General features: G+C 73.3%; 14 protein-coding genes. 7 read left to right on the top strand and 7 right to left on the bottom strand.

The genetic code is table 11. The features are described from left to right. Positions 1-114: 114 nt before the first annotated feature. The 3 genes from AB0G16_RS20485 to AB0G16_RS20475 all read left to right on the top strand — a co-directional run bounded on the left by AB0G16_RS20485 (position 115) and on the right by AB0G16_RS20475 (position 3,732). Positions 115-798: a response regulator transcription factor gene (locus AB0G16_RS20485; protein ID WP_362806911.1), complete on the top strand. Its 684-nt coding sequence runs from the start codon at positions 115-117 to the stop codon at positions 796-798. Next, entirely contained in the window at positions 795-2,447 is a 1,653-nt protein-coding gene (locus AB0G16_RS20480) for a HAMP domain-containing sensor histidine kinase (RefSeq protein ID WP_362806908.1), read from the top strand. The genes AB0G16_RS20485 and AB0G16_RS20480 overlap by 4 nt, the downstream gene beginning before the upstream one ends. Positions 2,448-2,511: 64 nt before the next feature. After that, a complete protein-coding gene (locus tag AB0G16_RS20475) occupies positions 2,512-3,732 on the top strand; it encodes a serine hydrolase domain-containing protein (protein WP_362806905.1) in 1,221 nt (406 codons plus the stop codon). 92 nt (positions 3,733-3,824) lie between these two features. Here AB0G16_RS20475 and AB0G16_RS20470 read toward each other — a convergent pair whose 3' ends face one another. The 6 genes from AB0G16_RS20470 to AB0G16_RS20445 all read right to left on the bottom strand — a co-directional run bounded on the left by AB0G16_RS20470 (position 3,825) and on the right by AB0G16_RS20445 (position 8,871). Beyond that, positions 3,825-4,028, bottom strand: coding sequence for a hypothetical protein (locus tag AB0G16_RS20470; RefSeq protein ID WP_362806902.1), 204 nt, complete (start codon positions 4,026-4,028; stop codon positions 3,825-3,827). A 734-nt stretch (positions 4,029-4,762) separates the two neighbouring features. Further along, on the bottom strand, positions 4,763-5,623 hold the full coding sequence (locus AB0G16_RS20465) for an NAD(P)-dependent oxidoreductase (RefSeq protein WP_362806900.1): 861 nt from the start codon (positions 5,621-5,623) through the stop codon (positions 4,763-4,765). 130 nt (positions 5,624-5,753) lie between these two features. Then, positions 5,754-6,785: an ABC transporter ATP-binding protein gene (locus AB0G16_RS20460; RefSeq protein WP_362806897.1), complete on the bottom strand. Its 1,032-nt coding sequence runs from the start codon at positions 6,783-6,785 to the stop codon at positions 5,754-5,756. Next, a complete protein-coding gene (locus tag AB0G16_RS20455) occupies positions 6,782-7,570 on the bottom strand; it encodes an ABC transporter permease (RefSeq protein WP_362807109.1) in 789 nt (262 codons plus the stop codon). Before AB0G16_RS20455 ends, AB0G16_RS20460 begins: the two co-directional genes overlap by 4 nt. A gap of 112 nt (positions 7,571-7,682) precedes the next feature. Further along, positions 7,683-8,090 (bottom strand): TOBE domain-containing protein, encoded by a 408-nt coding sequence (locus AB0G16_RS20450; RefSeq protein WP_362806894.1) that lies wholly within the window; start codon positions 8,088-8,090, stop codon positions 7,683-7,685. Between the two features lie 130 nt (positions 8,091-8,220). Further along, on the bottom strand, positions 8,221-8,871 hold the full coding sequence (locus AB0G16_RS20445) for a DinB family protein (RefSeq protein WP_362806891.1): 651 nt from the start codon (positions 8,869-8,871) through the stop codon (positions 8,221-8,223). Between the two features lie 98 nt (positions 8,872-8,969). Here AB0G16_RS20445 and AB0G16_RS20440 point away from each other — a divergent pair, with 98 nt between their 5' ends. Further along, entirely contained in the window at positions 8,970-9,932 is a 963-nt protein-coding gene (locus tag AB0G16_RS20440; RefSeq protein WP_362806888.1) for a YafY family protein, read from the top strand. A 159-nt stretch (positions 9,933-10,091) separates the two neighbouring features. Continuing rightward, a complete protein-coding gene (locus AB0G16_RS20435) occupies positions 10,092-12,929 on the top strand; it encodes a discoidin domain-containing protein (RefSeq protein ID WP_362806885.1) in 2,838 nt (945 codons plus the stop codon). Positions 12,930-13,081: 152 nt separating this feature from the next. On the opposite strand, the gene AB0G16_RS20430 is transcribed toward AB0G16_RS20435, so the two are convergent. Next, positions 13,082-15,307, bottom strand: coding sequence for an ATP-dependent RecD-like DNA helicase (locus AB0G16_RS20430; RefSeq protein WP_362806882.1), 2,226 nt, complete (start codon positions 15,305-15,307; stop codon positions 13,082-13,084). A gap of 114 nt (positions 15,308-15,421) precedes the next feature. Here AB0G16_RS20430 and AB0G16_RS20425 point away from each other — a divergent pair, with 114 nt between their 5' ends. Then, positions 15,422-16,450: a LacI family DNA-binding transcriptional regulator gene (locus AB0G16_RS20425; protein ID WP_362806879.1), complete on the top strand. Its 1,029-nt coding sequence runs from the start codon at positions 15,422-15,424 to the stop codon at positions 16,448-16,450. A 225-nt stretch (positions 16,451-16,675) separates the two neighbouring features. Next, the gene (locus AB0G16_RS20420) at positions 16,676-18,577 is read left to right on the top strand and encodes a ricin-type beta-trefoil lectin domain protein (RefSeq protein ID WP_362806877.1); all 1,902 of its coding nucleotides are present in this window, start codon (positions 16,676-16,678) and stop codon (positions 18,575-18,577) included. The last annotated feature ends 87 nt before the right edge of the window (positions 18,578-18,664 follow it).

Here is an 18,664-nt window from a genome sequence, read left to right as displayed (position 1 = left end):
GATGCCTGTCTGCCGGCCCGCCGCCAGTCCGCTCCACCGGGGTGACGGACCGGCGCGTCCCGCGAGGCCGGCCCGGGCCGGAGGTGCCGGCCGCCGATGGACAGGGGGCCCACGATGACCGGACACCGCGTTCTCGTCGTCGACGACGATCCCGCGATCCGGCGTTCGCTCCGGCGGGGGCTGCGGCTGGAGGGCTTCGACGTGCAGACCACCGACTCCGGCCGGGGCGCGCTCGACCTGATGGACGACATCGAGATGGACGCGATCGTCCTCGACGTCTCGATGCAAGGCCTCTCGGGGATCGAGACGTGCCGCCGGTTGCGGGCGCGCGGCTCGGAGGTGCCGGTGCTGATGCTCTCGGCCATGGACGAGGTCGCCGACCGGGTGGCCGGGCTGGCCGCGGGCGCCGACGACTACGTCGTCAAGCCGTTCGACCTGAACGAGCTGGTCCTGCGGCTGCGCGCGCTGCTGCGGCGGGCCGGACGCGCGGCCGGTGAGACGGTCCGGGTCGGGCCGCTGACCGTCGACCCGGCCGCCCGCCGGGTCACCGTCGGCGGCCGGGAGGTCGAGCTGACCAGGCGGGAGTTCGACCTGCTGGAGGTCCTGGCGCACAACGCGGGCCTCGTGCTGTCCCGTCCGGTGCTGCTGGAACGGGTCTGGGGATACGACTTCGAGGTGACCGACAACGCGGTGGACACCTTCGTCGGTTATCTGCGGCGCAAGCTGGAGTCGGCCGGTGAGCCGCGCATGGTGCACACGGTGCGCGGCGTCGGGTTCGTGCTGCGGGACCCGCGGTGAGGCTCTCCACCCGGTTCGCGGTCTGCCTGGCCGTGCTCGTCCCGCTGCTGGTGCTGCTGGGCGGCCTGCTCGTACTGAGCCTGGTCTCCCACGACCTGGGCGCCGAGCGGGACAGGCAGCTCGCGCTCCGGGTCCGCGCCCTGGCACCGATGGCGACGTCGTACGTGTGGCGGGTGCGCCTGTGGCCCCGGGTACATCCCGAGTTCATCGCCCGGCGGCTGGCCTCGGCCGCGCTGGGCTCCGGCGACCCGGGCGGGATGCGCGTCGACGTGCCGGGCGCGGCGCCGCTCGTCATCGGGGACGTACCGGCCACGATGCCCGCGGCGGACCGGAACGGACCGGCCACCTTCACCGACGGGGGGCGGCGGTGGCGGTTCACGGCCTCCGGGCTGGGCCTCCGGGGGGACACGGGCCGCCTGTGGGTGTTCGAGGCCGAGGAGCACCTCGACCGGGACCTCACCGTGCTCCGCGAGCGCGTGGTCCTGGTCACCCTGGTCGCCGCCGTGGCGGGCGCGGGGGCCGGTTTCCGGCTGGGCCACCTCGCGGTACGCCCGCTGACGGTTCTCCGCCGTCAGGCCCGTGATCTCGGCGTGCCCGCCGTCCCGGACGCCCGGCTGGCGACCGCCTCCGGGGTCGTCGAGATCGACGAGCTGGCCGGGATGCTCAACGAGCTGCTGGACCGGCGGGAGGCCGCGGTGGCCCGTACCGCCGAGGCGCTGGAGACCGTCCGCGCCTTCGCCGCCACCGTCTCGCACGAGCTGCGGACCCCGTTGACCAGCATGGGCACCAACCTCGGCCTGCTCGACCACCCCGGCCTGGACACCGCGGAGCGGACCGAGATCATCGCGGACCTGCGGGCGGAACACGACCGGACACAGCGGTTGATCACCATGCTCCGCCGGCTGGCCCGCGGCGAGCTGGTCGGCCCCGACGCCTTCACCGGGACCGACCTGGCCGAGCTCACCGCCACCGCGGTCGAGGAGGCCCGGCGCCGTCACCCGGGCGCCGTGATCGCCCTCTCCTGCTCGGAGGACCTGCCGATGAGAGGGTGGGAGGAAGGGCTCCGGGTGATCGTCGACAACCTCCTCGACAACGCCGCGATCCACGGCGCGATCCACGACCCCGTTCGGGCGCCGGTCGGCGGCACGTTTCAGCCACCGGGTGAGGACCAGGTTCACGGCACGGCTCATGCGCCGGGCGAGAACCAGGTTCACGGCACGTTTCAGGCGCCGGGCGAGAACCAGGTTCGGGACACCCACGAGGCGGCTCACGGCACCCACGCCACCGGCCGTGCGGTGATCGCCGTGACCCTCTCCTCGGCGGACGGGGAAGCGGTGCTCACCGTCCGGGACGGCGGGCCCGGCATACCGCTCGCCGAGCGGGAGTCCGTCTTCACCCGCTTCCACCGGCGGGCCGGCAGCCCCGGGTCCGGCCTCGGCCTCACCCTCGTCCGGCAGCAGGTCGTGCTGCACGGCGGCACGGTCGCGGTGGTCGATCCGGGGCCGGACGCGGGGACGCGTGTCGAGGTGCGCCTGCCCCTGAACGGCCCTGCGGCCGCGCCCGCCTCTCGGCCGCCGGGGGTCCCGGCCCCTCCCGGGGACCGCCAAGGGTCTCGGACCCTTCCCGCTCCTGCCAGAGAACTGCCATGAAAGTGCGTCATGATCCCTGCCGTACCAGAGCGGCCGGCTCGCCGCCCGGACCTACGGAGAGACCATGAGAGCACCCCGCACCAGCCGTCACCCGCGAAGACCCGTCGTCGTCACGGCCGCCGCGCTGGCCGTGGCCACCTGGGCGGTCCCCGCCGCCGCCCTCCCGCAGACGGCGGCGGCCCGGACCGGTTCCACGGCCTCGGCCGGTTCGACGTCCCCGGCCGGTTCCACGGCCTCGGCCGGTTCGACGTCCCCGGCCGGTTCCGCGACCGCGACCGGGACCGCCGAGTCCGGTTCGCTCGACCTGGTGCGTCCCTCGGCCACCCCTGTCACGCTGAGGAGCGCTCCCCGGCGGCTGTCGGTGCGCTACACCCACGACGGGCGGAAGAGCACCCTGGCGGGCTTTCTCAAGCGCACCGGGACCAACGGCTTCGTCGTCCTGGACGGCCAGGAGATCGTGTACGAGCGCTACGTCGCGGCGAACCGCGACACCAGGTTCCAGTCCTGGTCGGTGGCGAAGTCCTTCACCTCGGCCGCCGTCGGTATCGCCGTGCGCGAGCGCCGGATCCGCTCGATCGACGACCCGGTGACCGCCTACCTGCCCGAACTGCGTGGCTCGGGGTACGACGGGGTGTCCGTACGCGACCTGCTGCGGATGTCGTCCGGGATCGACTGGGACGAGCGCTCCGACGTGCCGCGCGTGCAGGTGGCCGCCAATCAGGGCAAGCCGGTGGCGAGGATCGCGGCGCGGCAGGTGCGCGGCTGGGAGCCGGGCAGCAGGTTCGAGTACACGAGCATGAACTCCTTCGTGCTCGCCAGGCTCGTCGGCCGCGCCACCCGCACCCCGTTCCACCGGTACGTGGAGAAGAAGATCTGGAAGCCCGCGGGCATGGAGTCCACGCTGGGCGTCGGCAACGACGGCAACGGCGACAACCTCGGCTACTGCTGCCTCCATGCCACGGACCGCGACCTCGCCCGGTTCGGCCTGCTCTACCTCAACGGCGGGAGGGCGAAGGGACGCCAGGTGGTGCCGCGCTCCTGGGTCGACGCCTCGACCAGGCCGTCATCCTCCTTCAACCCCGGCTACGGGCTGCACTGGTGGCTGGGCGACGGCGACGAGGGTGACTTCATGGCCGCCGGGTTCGGCGGCCAGTACGTCTACGTCTCGCCCGAGCACGGCGTGGTCGTCGTGAAGTCGGCCACCTCCGCCCCGTCGGCCGACGACCGGCGCGAGGCGCTGGCCGCGTTCCGCGCCGTGGCCGCCGAGGTGGCCAGGACCCGCTGAGGGCGGACCCGGCTCGCACGTTCCCGCATGGACCTGTCGCGACCAGGAGGTAATCGCATGACCAGCACGAGATCCGGCGGGCGCCCCCGCCTTCACCACCACCGCCTCCGAGGAGGACCGCTCGCCACGCTCACGGCCGCCGCGCTCGTCGTCTCGCCGCTCCCGCGGGCCGCCGACGCGGCGGCCGTCACGCCGCCGGTGACCCCGGACTGCGCCTGGGGCCTCCAGGTGACGGCGGACACGAACAACATCTTCTTCCCGGACACCGCCGCGTCGTACTGGGTGTTGCCGTTCACCGTTCAGGACGGCCTGCGCATCACGCTCTCGGGCCGGTACGCCGACAGCCGGTACACCTCGTTCAACGTGTACAAGGACGGCGGGGGCTCGTTCACCCACGACGGTGTCGGCTCGTCGCTGCCCGACCACCTCGTCGACCCGGATCCGGGCAGCGTCAACCCCTGGCGGCAACCGGCCGCCCCGGGCGGGCGTTACACCGTGACCGTCCGCCCCGATGCGGCCCCGGGGCAGGCCAATGTCCTTCCCCTCGCCCCGCAGGAAGCCTCCGAGGGCGACCGCGGCCACGTGGTGCTGAGGGCGTACCTGCCCGCGGACGGTGACTTCTCGCGGGTGCCGCTGCCGTCGGTGGTGTTCGAACGCGACGGCGTCTCCCGGCCGGTGCCCGCCTGCGAGCGCGGCGCCACCCCCGCCCCGGGCGAGGCGAACCTGCCGGAAGCGCTCCGGTGGAGTCCGCCGGCGACCCCGGCGGCTTCGGCCCGCTCGACGACCCCGGCGGCCCCGGCGGCCCCGGCGGCCCCGGCGGCCCCGGCGGTCCGCGGCGGCCGTCATGGGCCCGTACCACCCGAAGATCTCGGTCTGCCCGCTCACCGCTCTGACCGGCGGCGTCCCGCGAAGCTGCCCGCCGGTCTGAGCGGACGGGACCGAGCCCCTCCGGGGGCCGTGGCCTGCCGGGACGGGCAGGCCACGTGCGGCGGGGCGACCGCGGTCAGCGAGGTCGCCGCGGTCGCCGAGGTCAGTGAGATCGCCGCGCGCGCAGCGGCTCGACGATCGCGCCGATGTCGGCGTCGCCCCAGCCCTCCTCGGCCGCCTCCTCGTAGCGCCGCCCGACCAGGCGGACGATCGGGAGATCCACGCCGCCCGGTTCCGCCAGCTCCGCGGCGAGTCGCAGGTCCTTGGCGGCCAGGCTCGTCGTGAACCACCCACGGTGGTCGCCTCCCAGCACGTCGTCGACCCGGTTGTGCAGGGCGGGTGCGACGGTGGGCCACCGGAGGAGGAAGTCGTGCAGCAACGTCTCGTCGAGACCGGCCTCCCTGGCCGCGACCGTCGCCTCGGCCAGTACGGCCAGCCCGGACATGAGCAGGTAGTTGTTCAGCAGCTTGAACCCGAGCGCGTCACCGGGGTCGGCGCCGCAGTAGGAGTAGGAGGCGAACGCCCGCGTCCAGACCGGTTTCAGCGTGTCGACGAGGTCGCGCTCCCCGCCCACCAGGACCGTCGCCCGGCCCTCGGCGACGGCCTGCGGCCCGCCGAGGACGGGCGCGGCCACGAACCTGCGCCCGGGAGCCAGATCGCGCAACGCGCGGGTCGTGGCGGGGGCCACGGTGCTCATGTCCGCCACGACCGGTCCCTCGGAACCGGTCGCGGGCAGGTGGGCCATCACCTCCCGGACCGCCCTGTCGTCGGCGAGCGACAGCAGCACCGCCTCGGCGTCCCGCGCGGCGTCGGCGGGCGAGCCCGCCTCCACGGCGCCGAGGCCGACCGGCTCGGCCGCCCTGCCCGGCGTGCGGTTCCACACCGTCACCGGGAAACCGAGCGCCAGCAACCGGCGGGCCATCGCCCGTCCCATCACGCCCATGCCGAGCACGGCGACGCGCATAGATCATCCCCCCTTCCCGCCATTGTGCCCGCAGGTGACCGGCACGCCCCGGCGCCACGCGGTGCCCGTCACGCCTCCGCGCCCCCCTGGCACCGCCCCCGCGCCGATTCCGTGACGGGGAGCCGGCGGGTCAGAACGGGTACGCGTGGGTCTCCGTGGCCTTGACCGAGGCCCAGATCCGCCGGCCCGGGGTGAGGTCGAGGTCGGCGACCGCCGCCGGGGTGACGTCGGCCGAGACCTCGATCGGTCCCTCCAGGTGGATGCGGACGTTGTCGCCGTGCCGCTCGACGCCCTCGATCGTCGCCTCCCAGAGGTTGCGCGGGCTGCCGTCGGGGCGGGTCCTGTAGAGCGCGACCGCGCTGGGCGCGAAGGCGACGAACGCCGGTCCTTCCACGTGTTCGGCGACGCTGAGGCCCACCTCCCCGACGGTGACCCGCCGCCCGGTGGCCGTGCCCCGGTAGAGGTTGAGACCGACCAGGCGGGCGACGTAGTCGGTACGCGGGCGGCGGGCGACCTCGGCCGGGGTGCCGTGCTGCACGACGGCGCCGTTCTCGATGACGACCAGGTGGTCGGCGAGCACCATGGCGTCCAGCGGGTCGTGGGTGACCAGGACGGTCGCGCCGTCGAAGTCGGCCAGGTGCCGGCGGAGCCGGGAGCGGATCTCCAGGCGGGTGTGGGCGTCCAGGGCGGCCAGCGGCTCGTCCATCAGCAGCAGGCGGGGCCTGACGGCGAGGGCGCGGGCCAGGGCGACGCGCTGGGCCTGCCCGCCCGAGAGCCGCCGCGGCCTCGTCCCCGCGTACGCGGCCAGGCCGACGCGCTCCAGCCATTCCGCGGCGACGCGCCGTGCCTCCGCCCTGGAGAGGCCGTGGCAGCGGGGCCCGAAGGCGACGTTGTCCAGGGCCGACAGGTGGGGGAAGAGCAGGTAGTCCTGGAAGACCATGCCGATCGGGCGGTGTTCGGCCGCCAGGGGGTGCAGCGGCTCGCCGTCCAGGACGATCCGCCCGCCCGACAGGCCGGTGAGCCCCGCCAGGGCGCGCAGCGCGGTGGTCTTGCCCGCGCCGTTGGGACCGAGCAGGGCCACGACCTGGCCGGCGGCCACCTCGATCTCGACGTCCAGGCGGAACCGGGGGCGGGTGACGACGAGGTGGGCGTTCAGGGTCATGGGCCGCTCACCCACCGGTCGCGCAGGCCGGCCAGGATGATCACCGAGACGGCGAGCAGGACGAGGCTGAGCACGATCGCGGCCTCCGGTTCGGTCTCCAGGGCGAGGTACACGGCCAGCGGCATGGTCTGGGTCCGGCCGGGGAAGTTGCCGGCGAAGGTGATGGTGGCCCCGAACTCGCCCAGCGCGCGAGCCCAGCAGAGCACGGCGCCGGCCACGACGCCGGGGGCGATCAGCGGCAGGGTGACGCGGCGGAAGACGGTCCAGCGGGAGGCGCCCAGCGTCGCGGCGGCCTCCTCGAAGCGCGGGTCGGCGGCGCGCAGCGCGCCCTCGACGCTGATGACCAGGAACGGCATGGCGACGAACGTCTCGGCGACGACGACTCCGGCCGTGGTGAACGGCAGGGTGACGCCGAAGGTGGTGTCGAGCCACTGGCCGACCAGGCCGCGCCGCCCCAGGACGAGCAGCAGGGCGACCCCGCCGACCACCGGGGGCAGCACGAGGGGGACCGTGACCAGCGCCCGCACCAGGCGGCGGCCGGGAAAGGCGACGCGGGCCAGCAACCACGCCAGCGGTACGCCGAGCAGCAGGCACACCAGCGTGGCCGCGGTCGCGGTCACCAGCGACAGGCGCAGCGCCTCCAGCACCTGCGGCTCGCCGAGCCTTCCGGCCAGCGTGGACCAGGGGGCGCGTACCAGCAGCCCGGCCAGCGGCAGCGTCAGGAAGGCGATGCCCGCCACGGCGGGCAGCACCAGCACCCAGGGCAGGCGCCCCGTCACCGCCACCCCGCCGGGCGGACCCTCGGGCGGTCCGCCCGGCGCGCCACCGGACCGCCGCCCCGGCGCGCCACCGGACGGCTCCCCCGCCACCCCGCCGGACGGACCGCTCACGGCGCCGTCATCCCGTCGTGCGGACGTCGTCGGCGATCTCCACGACCACGTTGGTGGACTTGATCACGGCGACCGCCATCACCCCCACCTCCAGGCCCAGTTCGTCGGCGGCCTGGCGGCTCATCAGCGACACCACCCGGTACGGTCCCGCGGCGATCTCCACCTGGGCCATGACCGCGTCCCTGACGACCTCGGTCACGATCCCGCGGAAGCGGTTCCGCGCCGACGAACGGCCCGATCCGCTCTCGGCCTCGATCCGCGCGCGGGCGAACGCGGCGAGGTCCTCACCGGCCACCGTCCGGTGGCCGTGCTCGTCCCGCCGGGCGGGGAGCCGGTCGGCGTCCACCCAGCGGCGGACGGTGTCGGGGCTGACCCCCAGCAGCGCGGCGGCCTCGCCGATCCGGAACGTCGTCACGAGAAGGCAGCCTACCTTCGCACCTGCCGGTTCCCCCGCCTTCACCGTTCCGCATCCGCGTCACGCCCCTGCCCCCTCGCCTGGCAGCTGAGAGTGCGCGGCGCCTCAGCCCCGCCGCGGTTCGGGGCTGTCAGCCCATGCTCTTGGCGCCGTCGAGGGACTCGCGGATGATGTCGGCGTGGCCGGCGTGCTGGGCGGTCTCGGTCATGATGTGCATCAGCGTCCTGCGGGCCGTCCACCGCGCGCCGGGCTCGAACCACGGGGCCTCCGGCAGCGGCCAGGCGGCGTCCAGATCGGGCAGCGTGGCGACCAGCTCGTCGGTCCGGCGGGCGACCTCGTCGTAGGCGGCCAGCACCCCGGCCAGCGTCTCGCCGGGGAGCAGGCGGAACTCCTCGTCCCGCCGGGCCCAGTCGGCCTCGGTCATGGAGGAGGCGTCGCCCATCGCCGACGGGCCGTTCAGGATGAAGTCGGCCCAGCCGCGCTCGACCGACGCGACGTGCTTGATCAGCCCGCCCAGGCACAGCTCGCTGACGGTGCTCCGCCGCCCGGCCTGCTCGTCGGTGAGGTCACGGGTGGTGAGCCGCAGGAAGTGCCGGTGCTTGGCCAGCATCGCCAGCAGGTCGGCGCGCTCGCCGGTGACGGGGGACGCGCCGCCGGACGCGTCGGTGGCGGGCACGCCGGTGGTGGCGGGCACGTCGGTGGTGGCGGGCACGTCGGTGGTGACGGGCGCGTCGATGGTGTCACGGGTGGCCGTCTCGCCGGCGATCGTGGCCTCGCTCATGGTCTGTCTCCGCCTTCCGTTGTCCTGTTTCGCGGTCAGGTTCCACGCTAGGCCGCATAGCGGTCACTTCCTGACCTGAATCACGGAAGAATCGGAACATGGCCAACACCAGCACCCGGACGCTGCGACTGCTGTCCCTGCTGCAGACCCACCGCTACTGGCCGGGCACCGAACTGGCCGGACGGCTGGGGGTCTCGCCCCGCACCCTGCGCCGGGACGTCGACCGGCTGCGCGAGCTGGGCTACCCGGTCGAGGCGCGGCGCGGCGTGGACGGCGGCTACGAGCTCGCCGCGGGCGCGTCGCTGCCGCCGCTGGTGATCGACGACGAGGAGGCGGTCGCCCTGGTCGTGGGGTTGCAGGCCGCCACGCAGAGCGCGGTGGAGGGCATCGCCGAGTCCTCGGTGCGGGCGCTGGCCAAGGTGGCACGGGTGATGCCGGCCCGGCTGCGGCGCCAGGTCGAGGCGCTCCGCGCGATGACCGTGCCCGCCGGCTGGGACGACCGGACCGGGGCGGGCGTGGACCCGGGCGTGCTCACCGCGATCGCGCTGGCCTGCCGGGACGGTGAACGGCTCCGCTTCTCCTACACCGCCGCCGACGGGCGGCGCACCGACCGGCACACCGAACCGCACCGGCTGGTCTGCCTGGGCCGCCGCTGGTATCTGGTCGCCTACGACCTCACCCGGCACGACTGGCGCAGCTTCCGGGTCGACCGGCTCGCCGCGCCGCGGGGCGACGGCTCCCGGTTCCTCCCCCGCGACCTGCCCGCCGCCGACGCCGCCGCGTTCGTCCGCGCCGGCGGCCTGGGCGGCCTGCCCCGCCCGTACCGGGTGGAGGTGCTGGCCGACGTCCCGGCGGCGGTCGCGCGTGAGCGGATCGGCAGGTGGTGCACGGTCGAGGAGGTCGACGACGAGCACTGCCGGGTGCGCATGACCTCCGACTCCCTGGACTGGCCGACCATGGCGCTGGGCGTGCTCGGCGCCGACTTCCGCGTCCTCGGCCCGCCCGAACTGCTCGAACGGGTCCGCGAGTGGGGCGCCCGGTTCGGCCGGGCCGGGGACTGATCCACCCCCGTGCAAAGTCGTTACCTTGCATGTTTTTGTCGGAACATTGCGGTCACTTGTCCGTCATCTTATGGTGTGGGCAGTTCTGCCGGACAGGCAGCGGTCGGCGCGCCCCCGACCGGGGCGATGTCCGGCTCTCCCCCCATGAAGGGTCATCCGATGAGGAAAACCGGCAGACCACGCGGCTGGACGACGGCCACCGCCCTGGCGCTCGCGGCGGGAGCGCTGGTGATCCCCGGCGCCACGTCGTCGGGTGCCTCGGCCGCCGTGGCGGTCGACTCGATCTTCGACGTCCCCGGGCGCGGAGCGACCGTCCCGTTCACCGAGCTCGAGGCCGAGGACCCGGCGCACGCCACCACGAACGGCCAGGTCATCGGGCCGGACCGCACCTACGGCCGCCTCCCCGCCGAGGCGTCGGGCCGCAGGGCCGTGACCCTGGACGCCGTCGGCGAGTACGTCGAGTTCACGCTGACCAAGCCCGCGAACGCCGTCACCGTCCGCTACAGCGTGCCGGACAACGCCGCGGGGACCGGCCTCAGCACCCCGGTCAGCCTCCGCGTCAACGGCTCCCACCTCAAGGACCTGACCTTCACCTCCAAGTACGGCTGGTACTACGGCGGCTACCCCTTCAACAACACCCCCGGCGGCAGCAACCCGCACCACTTCTACGACGAGACCCGGACCATGTTCGGCTCCACCCTCGCCGCCGGCACCAAGGTCCGCATCCAGGTCTCCACGACCGCCGTCACCGACTCCATCACGGTGGACCTGGCCGACTTCGAGCTCGTCGGCGCCCCGATCGCCCGCCCCTCGGGATCGCTGTCGGTCGACGACTTCGGCGCGGTCAAGAACAACACGGGCGTCGACAACACGGCCGCCTTCCAGGCCGCGGTCGACGCCGGCAGGGCGCAGGGCAAGGAGGTCTACATCCCCCAGGGCACGTACAACCTCCACGACCACGTGATCGTCGACGGCGTGACCCTGCGCGGGGCCGGCCCCTGGTACAGCGTGCTCGGCGGGCGCCACCCCACGCAGCGCAACAAGGCCGTCGGCGTCTACGGCAAGTACGTCGGCGAGGGCGGCCCGAGCCGCAACGTCACCCTGCGGGACTTCGCCGTCATCGGCGAGATCACCGAGCGCGTCGACGACGACCAGGTCAACGCCATCGGCGGCGCGATGAGCGACTCCGTGGTCGACAACGTGTGGATGCAGCACACCAAGGTCGGCGCCTGGATGGACGGCCCGATGAACAACTTCACCATCAAGAACAGCCGCATCCTCGACCAGACCGCCGACGGCGTGAACTTCCACATCGGCGTCACCAACTCCACGGTGACGAACACCTTCGTCCGCAACACCGGTGACGACGCGCTGGCCATGTGGGCCGAGCGGGTGCCGAACGTCAACAACAGGTTCACCTTCAACACCATCGGCGTCACGCTGCTGGCCAACCACCTGGTCACCTACGGCGGCAGGGACATCCAGATCACCGACAACGTGGTGGCCGACAGCGTCAGCAACGGCGGCGGCATCCACATCGCCAACCGCTACCCGGGCGTCAACTCCGGCCAGGGCACCGCGGTCTCCGGCACCCACACCGTCGCCCGCAACACCCTGATCCGTGCCGGCAACTCCGACTACAACTGGAACTTCGGCGTCGGCGCCCTCTGGTTCAGCGGGCTCAACGAGCCGGTCAACGCCACCGTGAACGTCACCGACACCGACATCCTGGACAGCTCGTACGCCGCCATCCACTTCATCGAGGGCAGCACGAGCACCGTCAACTTCAGGAACGTGAAGGTCGACGGCACCGGCACGTACATGATCCAGGCGCAGTCACCGGCGAACACGACGTTCACGGGCGTCAGCGCCGCCCACCTCGGCGCGGGCGTCGCGATCCACAACTGCGTCGGCACCGGCTTCGCGATCGCCGCGGGGGCCGGGAACACCGGCTGGAGCCCGTCCGACAAGGTCTGCACCGGTACCTGGCCCGCGCCGAACTACATCTACCCCGGCGGCGGCGGAAACCCCACCCCCACTCCCACCCCGACCGTCACCCCCACCCCGACGCCGACCGTCACCCCGCCGTGCAACCCCGGCACCGGTGACCTCGCCCGCGGCAAGCGGGTCGCCGCGAGCAGTCAGAACCAGGGCTTCGCCCCCGGGAACGCGGTCGACGGCAACGCCGACACCTACTGGGAGAGCGCCGGCGCCACCTTCCCGCAGTCGATCACCGTCGACCTGTGCGGCGTCGTCCCGGTCCAGCGCGTCGACCTGAGGCTGCCCCCCTCGGCGGCCTGGAACACCCGCGTCCAGACCGTCGCCGTGCAGGGCTCCGCCAACGGCACCGACTTCACCACCCTGTCGGCCGCGGCGCCCCGCACGTTCGACCCCGCCACCGGCAACAGGGTGAGCATCCCGTTCGCCGCCGCGAACGTCCGCCACCTGCGGCTGACCGTCACCGCCAACACCGGCTGGCCGGCCGCGCAACTGTCCTCCGTCGAGGTGTACGGCACGCCCGGCGCCACCCCCACCCCGACCGTCACCCCGACCCCGACCCCGACCGTCACGCCCCCGGCCGGCAACCTGGCGCGGGGCAGGACCACCACCGAGAGCGGCCACGCCGACGTCTACGGCTCGGGCAACGTCGTCGACGGCAACGCCGGGACCTACTGGGAGAGCGCGAACAACGCCTTCCCGCAGTGGGCCACCGTCGACCTCGGCGGCGCCGCCGGTGTCCGCAGGGTGACCCTGAAGCTGCCGCCGTCGGCGGCCTGGGCCACCCGCACCCAGACCCTCTCCGTCCAGGGAAGCGTCAACGGTTCGGCCTTCACCACGCTGGCCGCGTCCGCTCCCCGCGTCTTCGACCCCGCGACCGGCAACACCGTGACGATCACCTTCCCCGCCACCACCCAGCGCTACCTGCGCGTCAACGTCACCGCCAACACCGGCTGGCCCGCCGCGCAGCTCTCCGAGTTCGAGGTGTACGCCTCCTGAACCCGGAGCCCCGGACGGCACGTCACGGCCTGACGGCCTGACGAGACCCGGGCCGGCCACACCGGCCCGGGTCTCCACCACGCTCCCGGCGCCCACGGGAACCCGTCCGGGCCCGGCGGCGCGGAGCCGCGCGGTCCGGCCGGTGCCGCGTCCTACGGGTCCGCGGCCGGGAAGGGCTCGTGATCGTACGGGTCCGCGGCCGGGAGGGGCTCGTAGCGGAGCTCGCCCCCGAGGCTCAGCGCGAGCCGCCGGGCCAGCCCGGTGTTGCGGCGGTGGTCGAGCCTGCGGACCGCCGTCTCCAGGGCCTCGCGCTGCCCGACGACGACCACCCAGGACCGCGCCCTGGTGACCAGCGTGTAGAGCAGCTTGCGGCGCAGCATGACGCCCCCGGCCTCGCCGACGAGCGGCGCGACCACGAAGGGGTACTCGCTGCCCTGGGAGCGGTGCACGCTGACGGCGTACGCGTGCGTCAGCTCGTCGAGCTCGCCGAAGCCGTAGCGCACGGTCCGGCCGTCGTCGGTGCGCACCTCGACGGCCCGCTCCTCGGCCACGACCGAGGTGACCGTGGCGGTGTCGCCGTTGAAGACGCCCTTGTCGTAGTTGTTGCGGATCGGCATGACACGGTCACCCACCCGGAAGACCGAGGCGCCCGACCAGTGCTCGGCCACCCCGTCGCGCGCCGGGTTGAGCCGCTCCTGGATGAGCCGGCCGAGCTCGACCGTCCCGGTGGGACCCCTGCGCATCGGGCAGAGCACCTGGACCTGCTCGGGGTCCACCCCCTGCTTGCGCGGGATCGCCTCGGTCGCCAGGTGCATCACACGGTCGGCGACCTTCACGGGGTCGTCGATCTCCTCGAACCAGAAGCCTCCCCCTCCGGGGACGCCGGGCACCTCTCCGGCCAGGATCCGGTGGGCGGCCCGGATGATCCCGCTCTCCTCGGCCTGGCGGAAGACGCGCGTCAGCCGGATCCGCGCGATCGTCTCGACGCGCAGCAGGTCGGCCAGCACGCTGCCGGGGCCGATGCTCGGGAGCTGGTCGCTGTCGCCCACGATCAGCAGGTGGCTGCCCGAGGGGACCGCCGAGGTGAGCCGGGTGGCCAGGTGCAGGTCCAGCATGGACGCCTCGTCGACCACGATCAGGTCGGCCCGTACGGGGGTCTGCTCGAACAGCGTGCCGCTGTCGGGTTCCGGCTGGTGGGCCAGCATGCGGTGCACGGTCATCGCGGGCATGCCGGTCAGCTCCGACAGGCGCTTGGCCGCCTTGCCGGTCGGCGCGGTGAGCGTCACCGTGCCGCCCATGGCCCTGACCGTCGCGGCGATGACCCTGACGGTGTGGCTCTTGCCGCACCCCGGGCCGCCGGTGAGGATCGACACGGTGCTGGTCAGCGCCATGTTCACGGCCACCCGCTGGTCCTCGTCCAGCCCGGGGTCCTCCTGGAAGGCGCGCATGGGCAGCGTCGAGGGCGCCCGGCAGAGCCGGGTCAGGTTGGCGGTCAGCCGCAGCTCGCGGCCGTGCAGCTCCTTCGGGTACACCACGGCCGGTCCCCGGCCGTCGGGGGAGGCCTCGACGACCACCCTGCGGTCGGCGACCAGGACGTCCACCATCCGCCGGACGAGGTCGTGGTCCTGGCCGATCATCTCCACGGTCTGGGCGACCAGCGCGACCAGCCTCGTGTAGCAGTGCCCGTCGCGGACGGCCGCCGTCTCCAGCCGGTCCAGGATCGCCGCCTTGACCCGCTCCGGGCTCTCCTCGGCGAGCCCGGAGCGCAGCGCGATCCTGTCGGCCGTGGCGAACGCGATGCCCCTGACCTTGCCGATGAGGCGGTACGGGTCGGAGGTGAGGACCTCCTCGGACTCGGCGCCGAAGACCTGGTAGATCTTCGCCGCCAGCAGCGGGCTGATCCCGAAGCCCTGGAGGACGACCATCAGCGCGGCGATCGCCTTCTGCTCCTCCCAGGCGTCGGTGATCTGGGCCTGCCGGGCAGGGCCGATGTTGACGACCTCGGTGAGGCGGGCCGGGTCGGTGTCGATGACCGTGAGCGTGTCCTCGCCGAAGTGGCTGACGATGGCGTGCGCGAGGCGCGGCCCGATCCCCCGGATCAGGCCCGAGCCCAGGTAGATCCGGATGGCCCTGACCGTGGCCGGCACCAGCCGCTCGCACGCGACGACCTCGAAGCGCCTGCCGTGACGCGGGTGCTCGCCCCACTCGCCGGCGAGCCTGAGCGTCTCCCCCGGCTGGACCCCGCCCAGGGCGCGGCCGGAGGCGACGAAGCCGGGGAGCCCCTCGGCGCTCATCCGCGCGATCGTGTACTCGTCCTCGCGGACGTACACCAGTTGCTCGACAGATGCCTCCACGACCGGCGCCCGACCCTCCCTCACCGCTCTCACCTCACACTTCAGACATCAGACCAGCCGGTCCGGGTTTCCCACAAGTCGCCGCCCGCCGCCGGTGGTTATGCTGGCCGCACGGATACGGCTACCCGGGGGGAGCGCATGGTCAGGCCCCGGGCGCGCGCGACCGTGCGCGACGTCGCGGCGGAGACGGGCCTGTCGATCGCCACGGTCTCGCGGGTGCTGAACGGGCACTCCAACGTCGCCCCGCACACCCGGGACCTGGTGTTGCAGGCCGTCGCCCGCCTGGGGGGCCAGGCGCCCCGGCCGCGCGCCGCGCAGGAGACGGTGTCCTCCGGTGCCACGATCTACGTGCGCTGCCCCTACCTGCTGACCGACTACTTCGGGCTCATCGTCTCCTCCATCGGCGAGACCGTCGACCTGCACGGCGGGCAGGTGATCCTGGGCACCGGCGAGGCGGCCCAGCGCGCCCCCGTGCTCGCCACGCTGCCCGACCGTCCCGGCGTCGCGGGGGCGATCCTGATCCTCCCCCCCGAACCGGGCGAGGAGCTCATGCGGCTGCGTGACCGGGGGTTCCCCTTCGTGGTGATCGATCCCAGGACGCCGCTGCCCAGGGACATCGTGGCGGTGTCGGCCGCGCACTTCGCGGGGGCCCGCGGGCTGATGGCGCACGTGGTCGGGCTGGGGCACCGCCGGGTCGGCATCATCGGCGGTCCGGTGAGGTGGCTGCCCAGCGAGGCCAGGCTGGCCGGCTACACCGCGTCGCTGGCCGACGTCGGCGTCCTGCCCTCGTCCGACCTCCAGCGCCACGTGCCCGAGCCGACCACCGAGCACGGTTACCGCGCGGCCCGCGAGCTGCTGGACCTGCCGGAGCGGCCCACGGCGCTGGTCGCGTTCAACGACAAGATGGCGGTCGGGGTGCTGCGGGCGGCGGCCGAGCGCGGGCTGCGCGTCCCCGGGGACCTGTCGGTCGCCGGTTTCGACGACATCGACCTCAGCCGGGCGACCCTGCCGATGCTGACCACGGTGCGCCAGCCCCTGCAGGAGATGGGCCGGATGGCGGTCACGCTGCTGATGCGGTTGCTGAACCGGCACACGCTGGAGGCGCTGCACGTCTCCCTGGGGACCGACGTGGTCGTGCGCGACTCCACGGGACCGGTTCCGCGCTGAACGTTTGTTTCATTTGTTTCATAAGGGATCACCCTCTCATGCGACGTCGAAATTCGTACATTCGGGCCTTGACAAGTGATTTCAGGGTGTGTTGTTCTGAGCTGTAACGGGCAAGTTTCTTACTTGTTACATTAGTTACAGCGACGGCTCCCGGGAACGCGCGTGCCCCGGCACGGACGGCCCGGAAGTCGCGGGCCCAGTCGCACCCCCCGAAAGGACCCCGCCGTGTCCCGATCCCCCCGCCGGGCCCTCACCCTGGCCCTGGCCTGTGCCGCCGCCCTGTGGGCGAGCGGGCCCCTGGCCGCCACGCCCGCCCTCGCCGCCGGCGAGCCGGTGAACATCTGGCTCACCACCACCTCCGACGCGGGCGGCCGGAACGTCACGCGCGGCCTGCAGCAGCAGTCCCCGATCGCGTTCGGCCCGGCCGGCGGCAGCGCCGCCCACACCGTCACGGTCAACGAGAACGTCACCTACCAGCGGTTCGAGGGCGGTGGGGCCTCGATCACCGACACCACCGCCCACCTGCTGCGCGGCGGCGCCGTGAGCGCGGCCACCCGCGACACCGTGATGCGCAGGCTCTTCCACCCCGTCGACGGCATCGGCCTGTCGTTCGTGCGCAACCCCATCGGCGCCTCCGACCTCTCCCGGCCGGGCCACGTCTCCCTCGACGACACCTGCTGCGATCTCGGCGACTTCGGCGCGAACGGGTACGACACCAACGTGCGCCTGCTCACCGGGCAGGCCAAGGCGCTCAACCCGGCCCTGCGCGTCAAGGGCGTGCCGTGGAGCGCCCCCGGCTGGATGAAGGACAACGGCCGGATGGACCAGATGGGCTGGCTCAAGTGGGAGCACTACCCCACCTACGCCCAGTACCTGGTCAAGTACATCCAGAGCTACCAGAACGCCGGGATCCCGGTGAACTACATCTCCGTGCAGAACGAGCCCAACTGCTGCAAGGCGCACAACCCGCCTGAGATGGACTACCCCGGCATGAGCTGGAACTCCTCCGGCCTGGCCGAGTTCACCAAGAACCACGTCTACCCGGCCTTCCGGGCGGCGAACATCACCACCAAGGTCCTGGTCCACGACTGGAACTACGGTGACTACGCCGGCATGGGCGCCGGGGTGCTGAACGACCCGGGCGTGCGCAACGACCCGCTGTTCGGCGGCATCGCCTGGCACGGCTACGGCGGCGAACCCGTGATCGGCACGCAGGTGCACGACCAGTACCCGTCGGTGCCCCAGTTCAGCACCGAGCACTCCGGCGGCACCTGGATCGGCAACCAGCACGACGAGGACCTCTCCGACATCGTCACCTACGCCCGCAACTGGAGCGGCAGCCTGGTCAAGTGGAGCCTCGCGCTCAACCAGAACATGGGCCCGCACAACGGCGGCTGCGGCACCTGCACCGGCCTGATCACCGTGCAGGAGGGCGGCCCCCGGGCCGGACAGGTCGACTACACCGTCGAGTACTACACGACCGGCCACCTGACGAAGTTCGTCAGGCCAGGGGCGCAGCGGATCGACTCCACCGCCAACGGCACGATCCAGAACGTCGCCTGGCGCAACACCGACGGCTCCAAGGCGCTGATCGCGCACAACCGCGGCACCTCGGCGCAGTCGGTCCGGGTCGACTGGGGCGGCCAGTCCTTCGTCTACTCCCTGCCGGGCCGTACCACCGCCACCTTCACCTGGTCCGGCACGCAGAGCGGCAACCCCGGCAACCCCGGCAACCCGGGCGACCCCGCCGGCACCGTCACCGGCCTGGACGGCAAGTGCATGGACGTCGCGGGCGCGAGCGGCGCCGACGGCACCGCCGTCCAGCTCCACACCTGCAACGGCACCGCCGCCCAGCGGTGGACCCGTCCCGGCGACGGCACCGTCCGCGCGCTCGGCAAGTGCCTGGACGTGGCCGACCGGGGCACCGCCAACGGCAGCCGCCTGCAACTGTGGTCGTGCTCCGGCGGCGCCAACCAGCAGTGGGCCTACAACGCGACGACCAGGGACCTGGTCAACCCCGTCGCGAACAGGTGCGTGGACGCCACCGGCAACACCTCGGCCGACGGCACCCGCCTGCAGCTGTGGGACTGCACCGGCGCCGCGAACCAGAAGTGGACGATGTCCTGATCCGGGCGGGGGCGGCGGTGAACCCCCGGGGGCCACGTCGGGGCCGTTCCACCGCTCACGACCCGCGAGCAGTTCGTCGGAGAGGGA

The organism is Streptosporangium sp. NPDC023615 (assembly GCF_040640155.1).
Lineage (GTDB): Bacteria > Actinomycetota > Actinomycetes > Streptosporangiales > Streptosporangiaceae > Streptosporangium.
The sequence above is the reverse complement of the archived record's forward strand: the minus strand, read 5'-3'. Positions and strand labels throughout refer to the sequence as shown.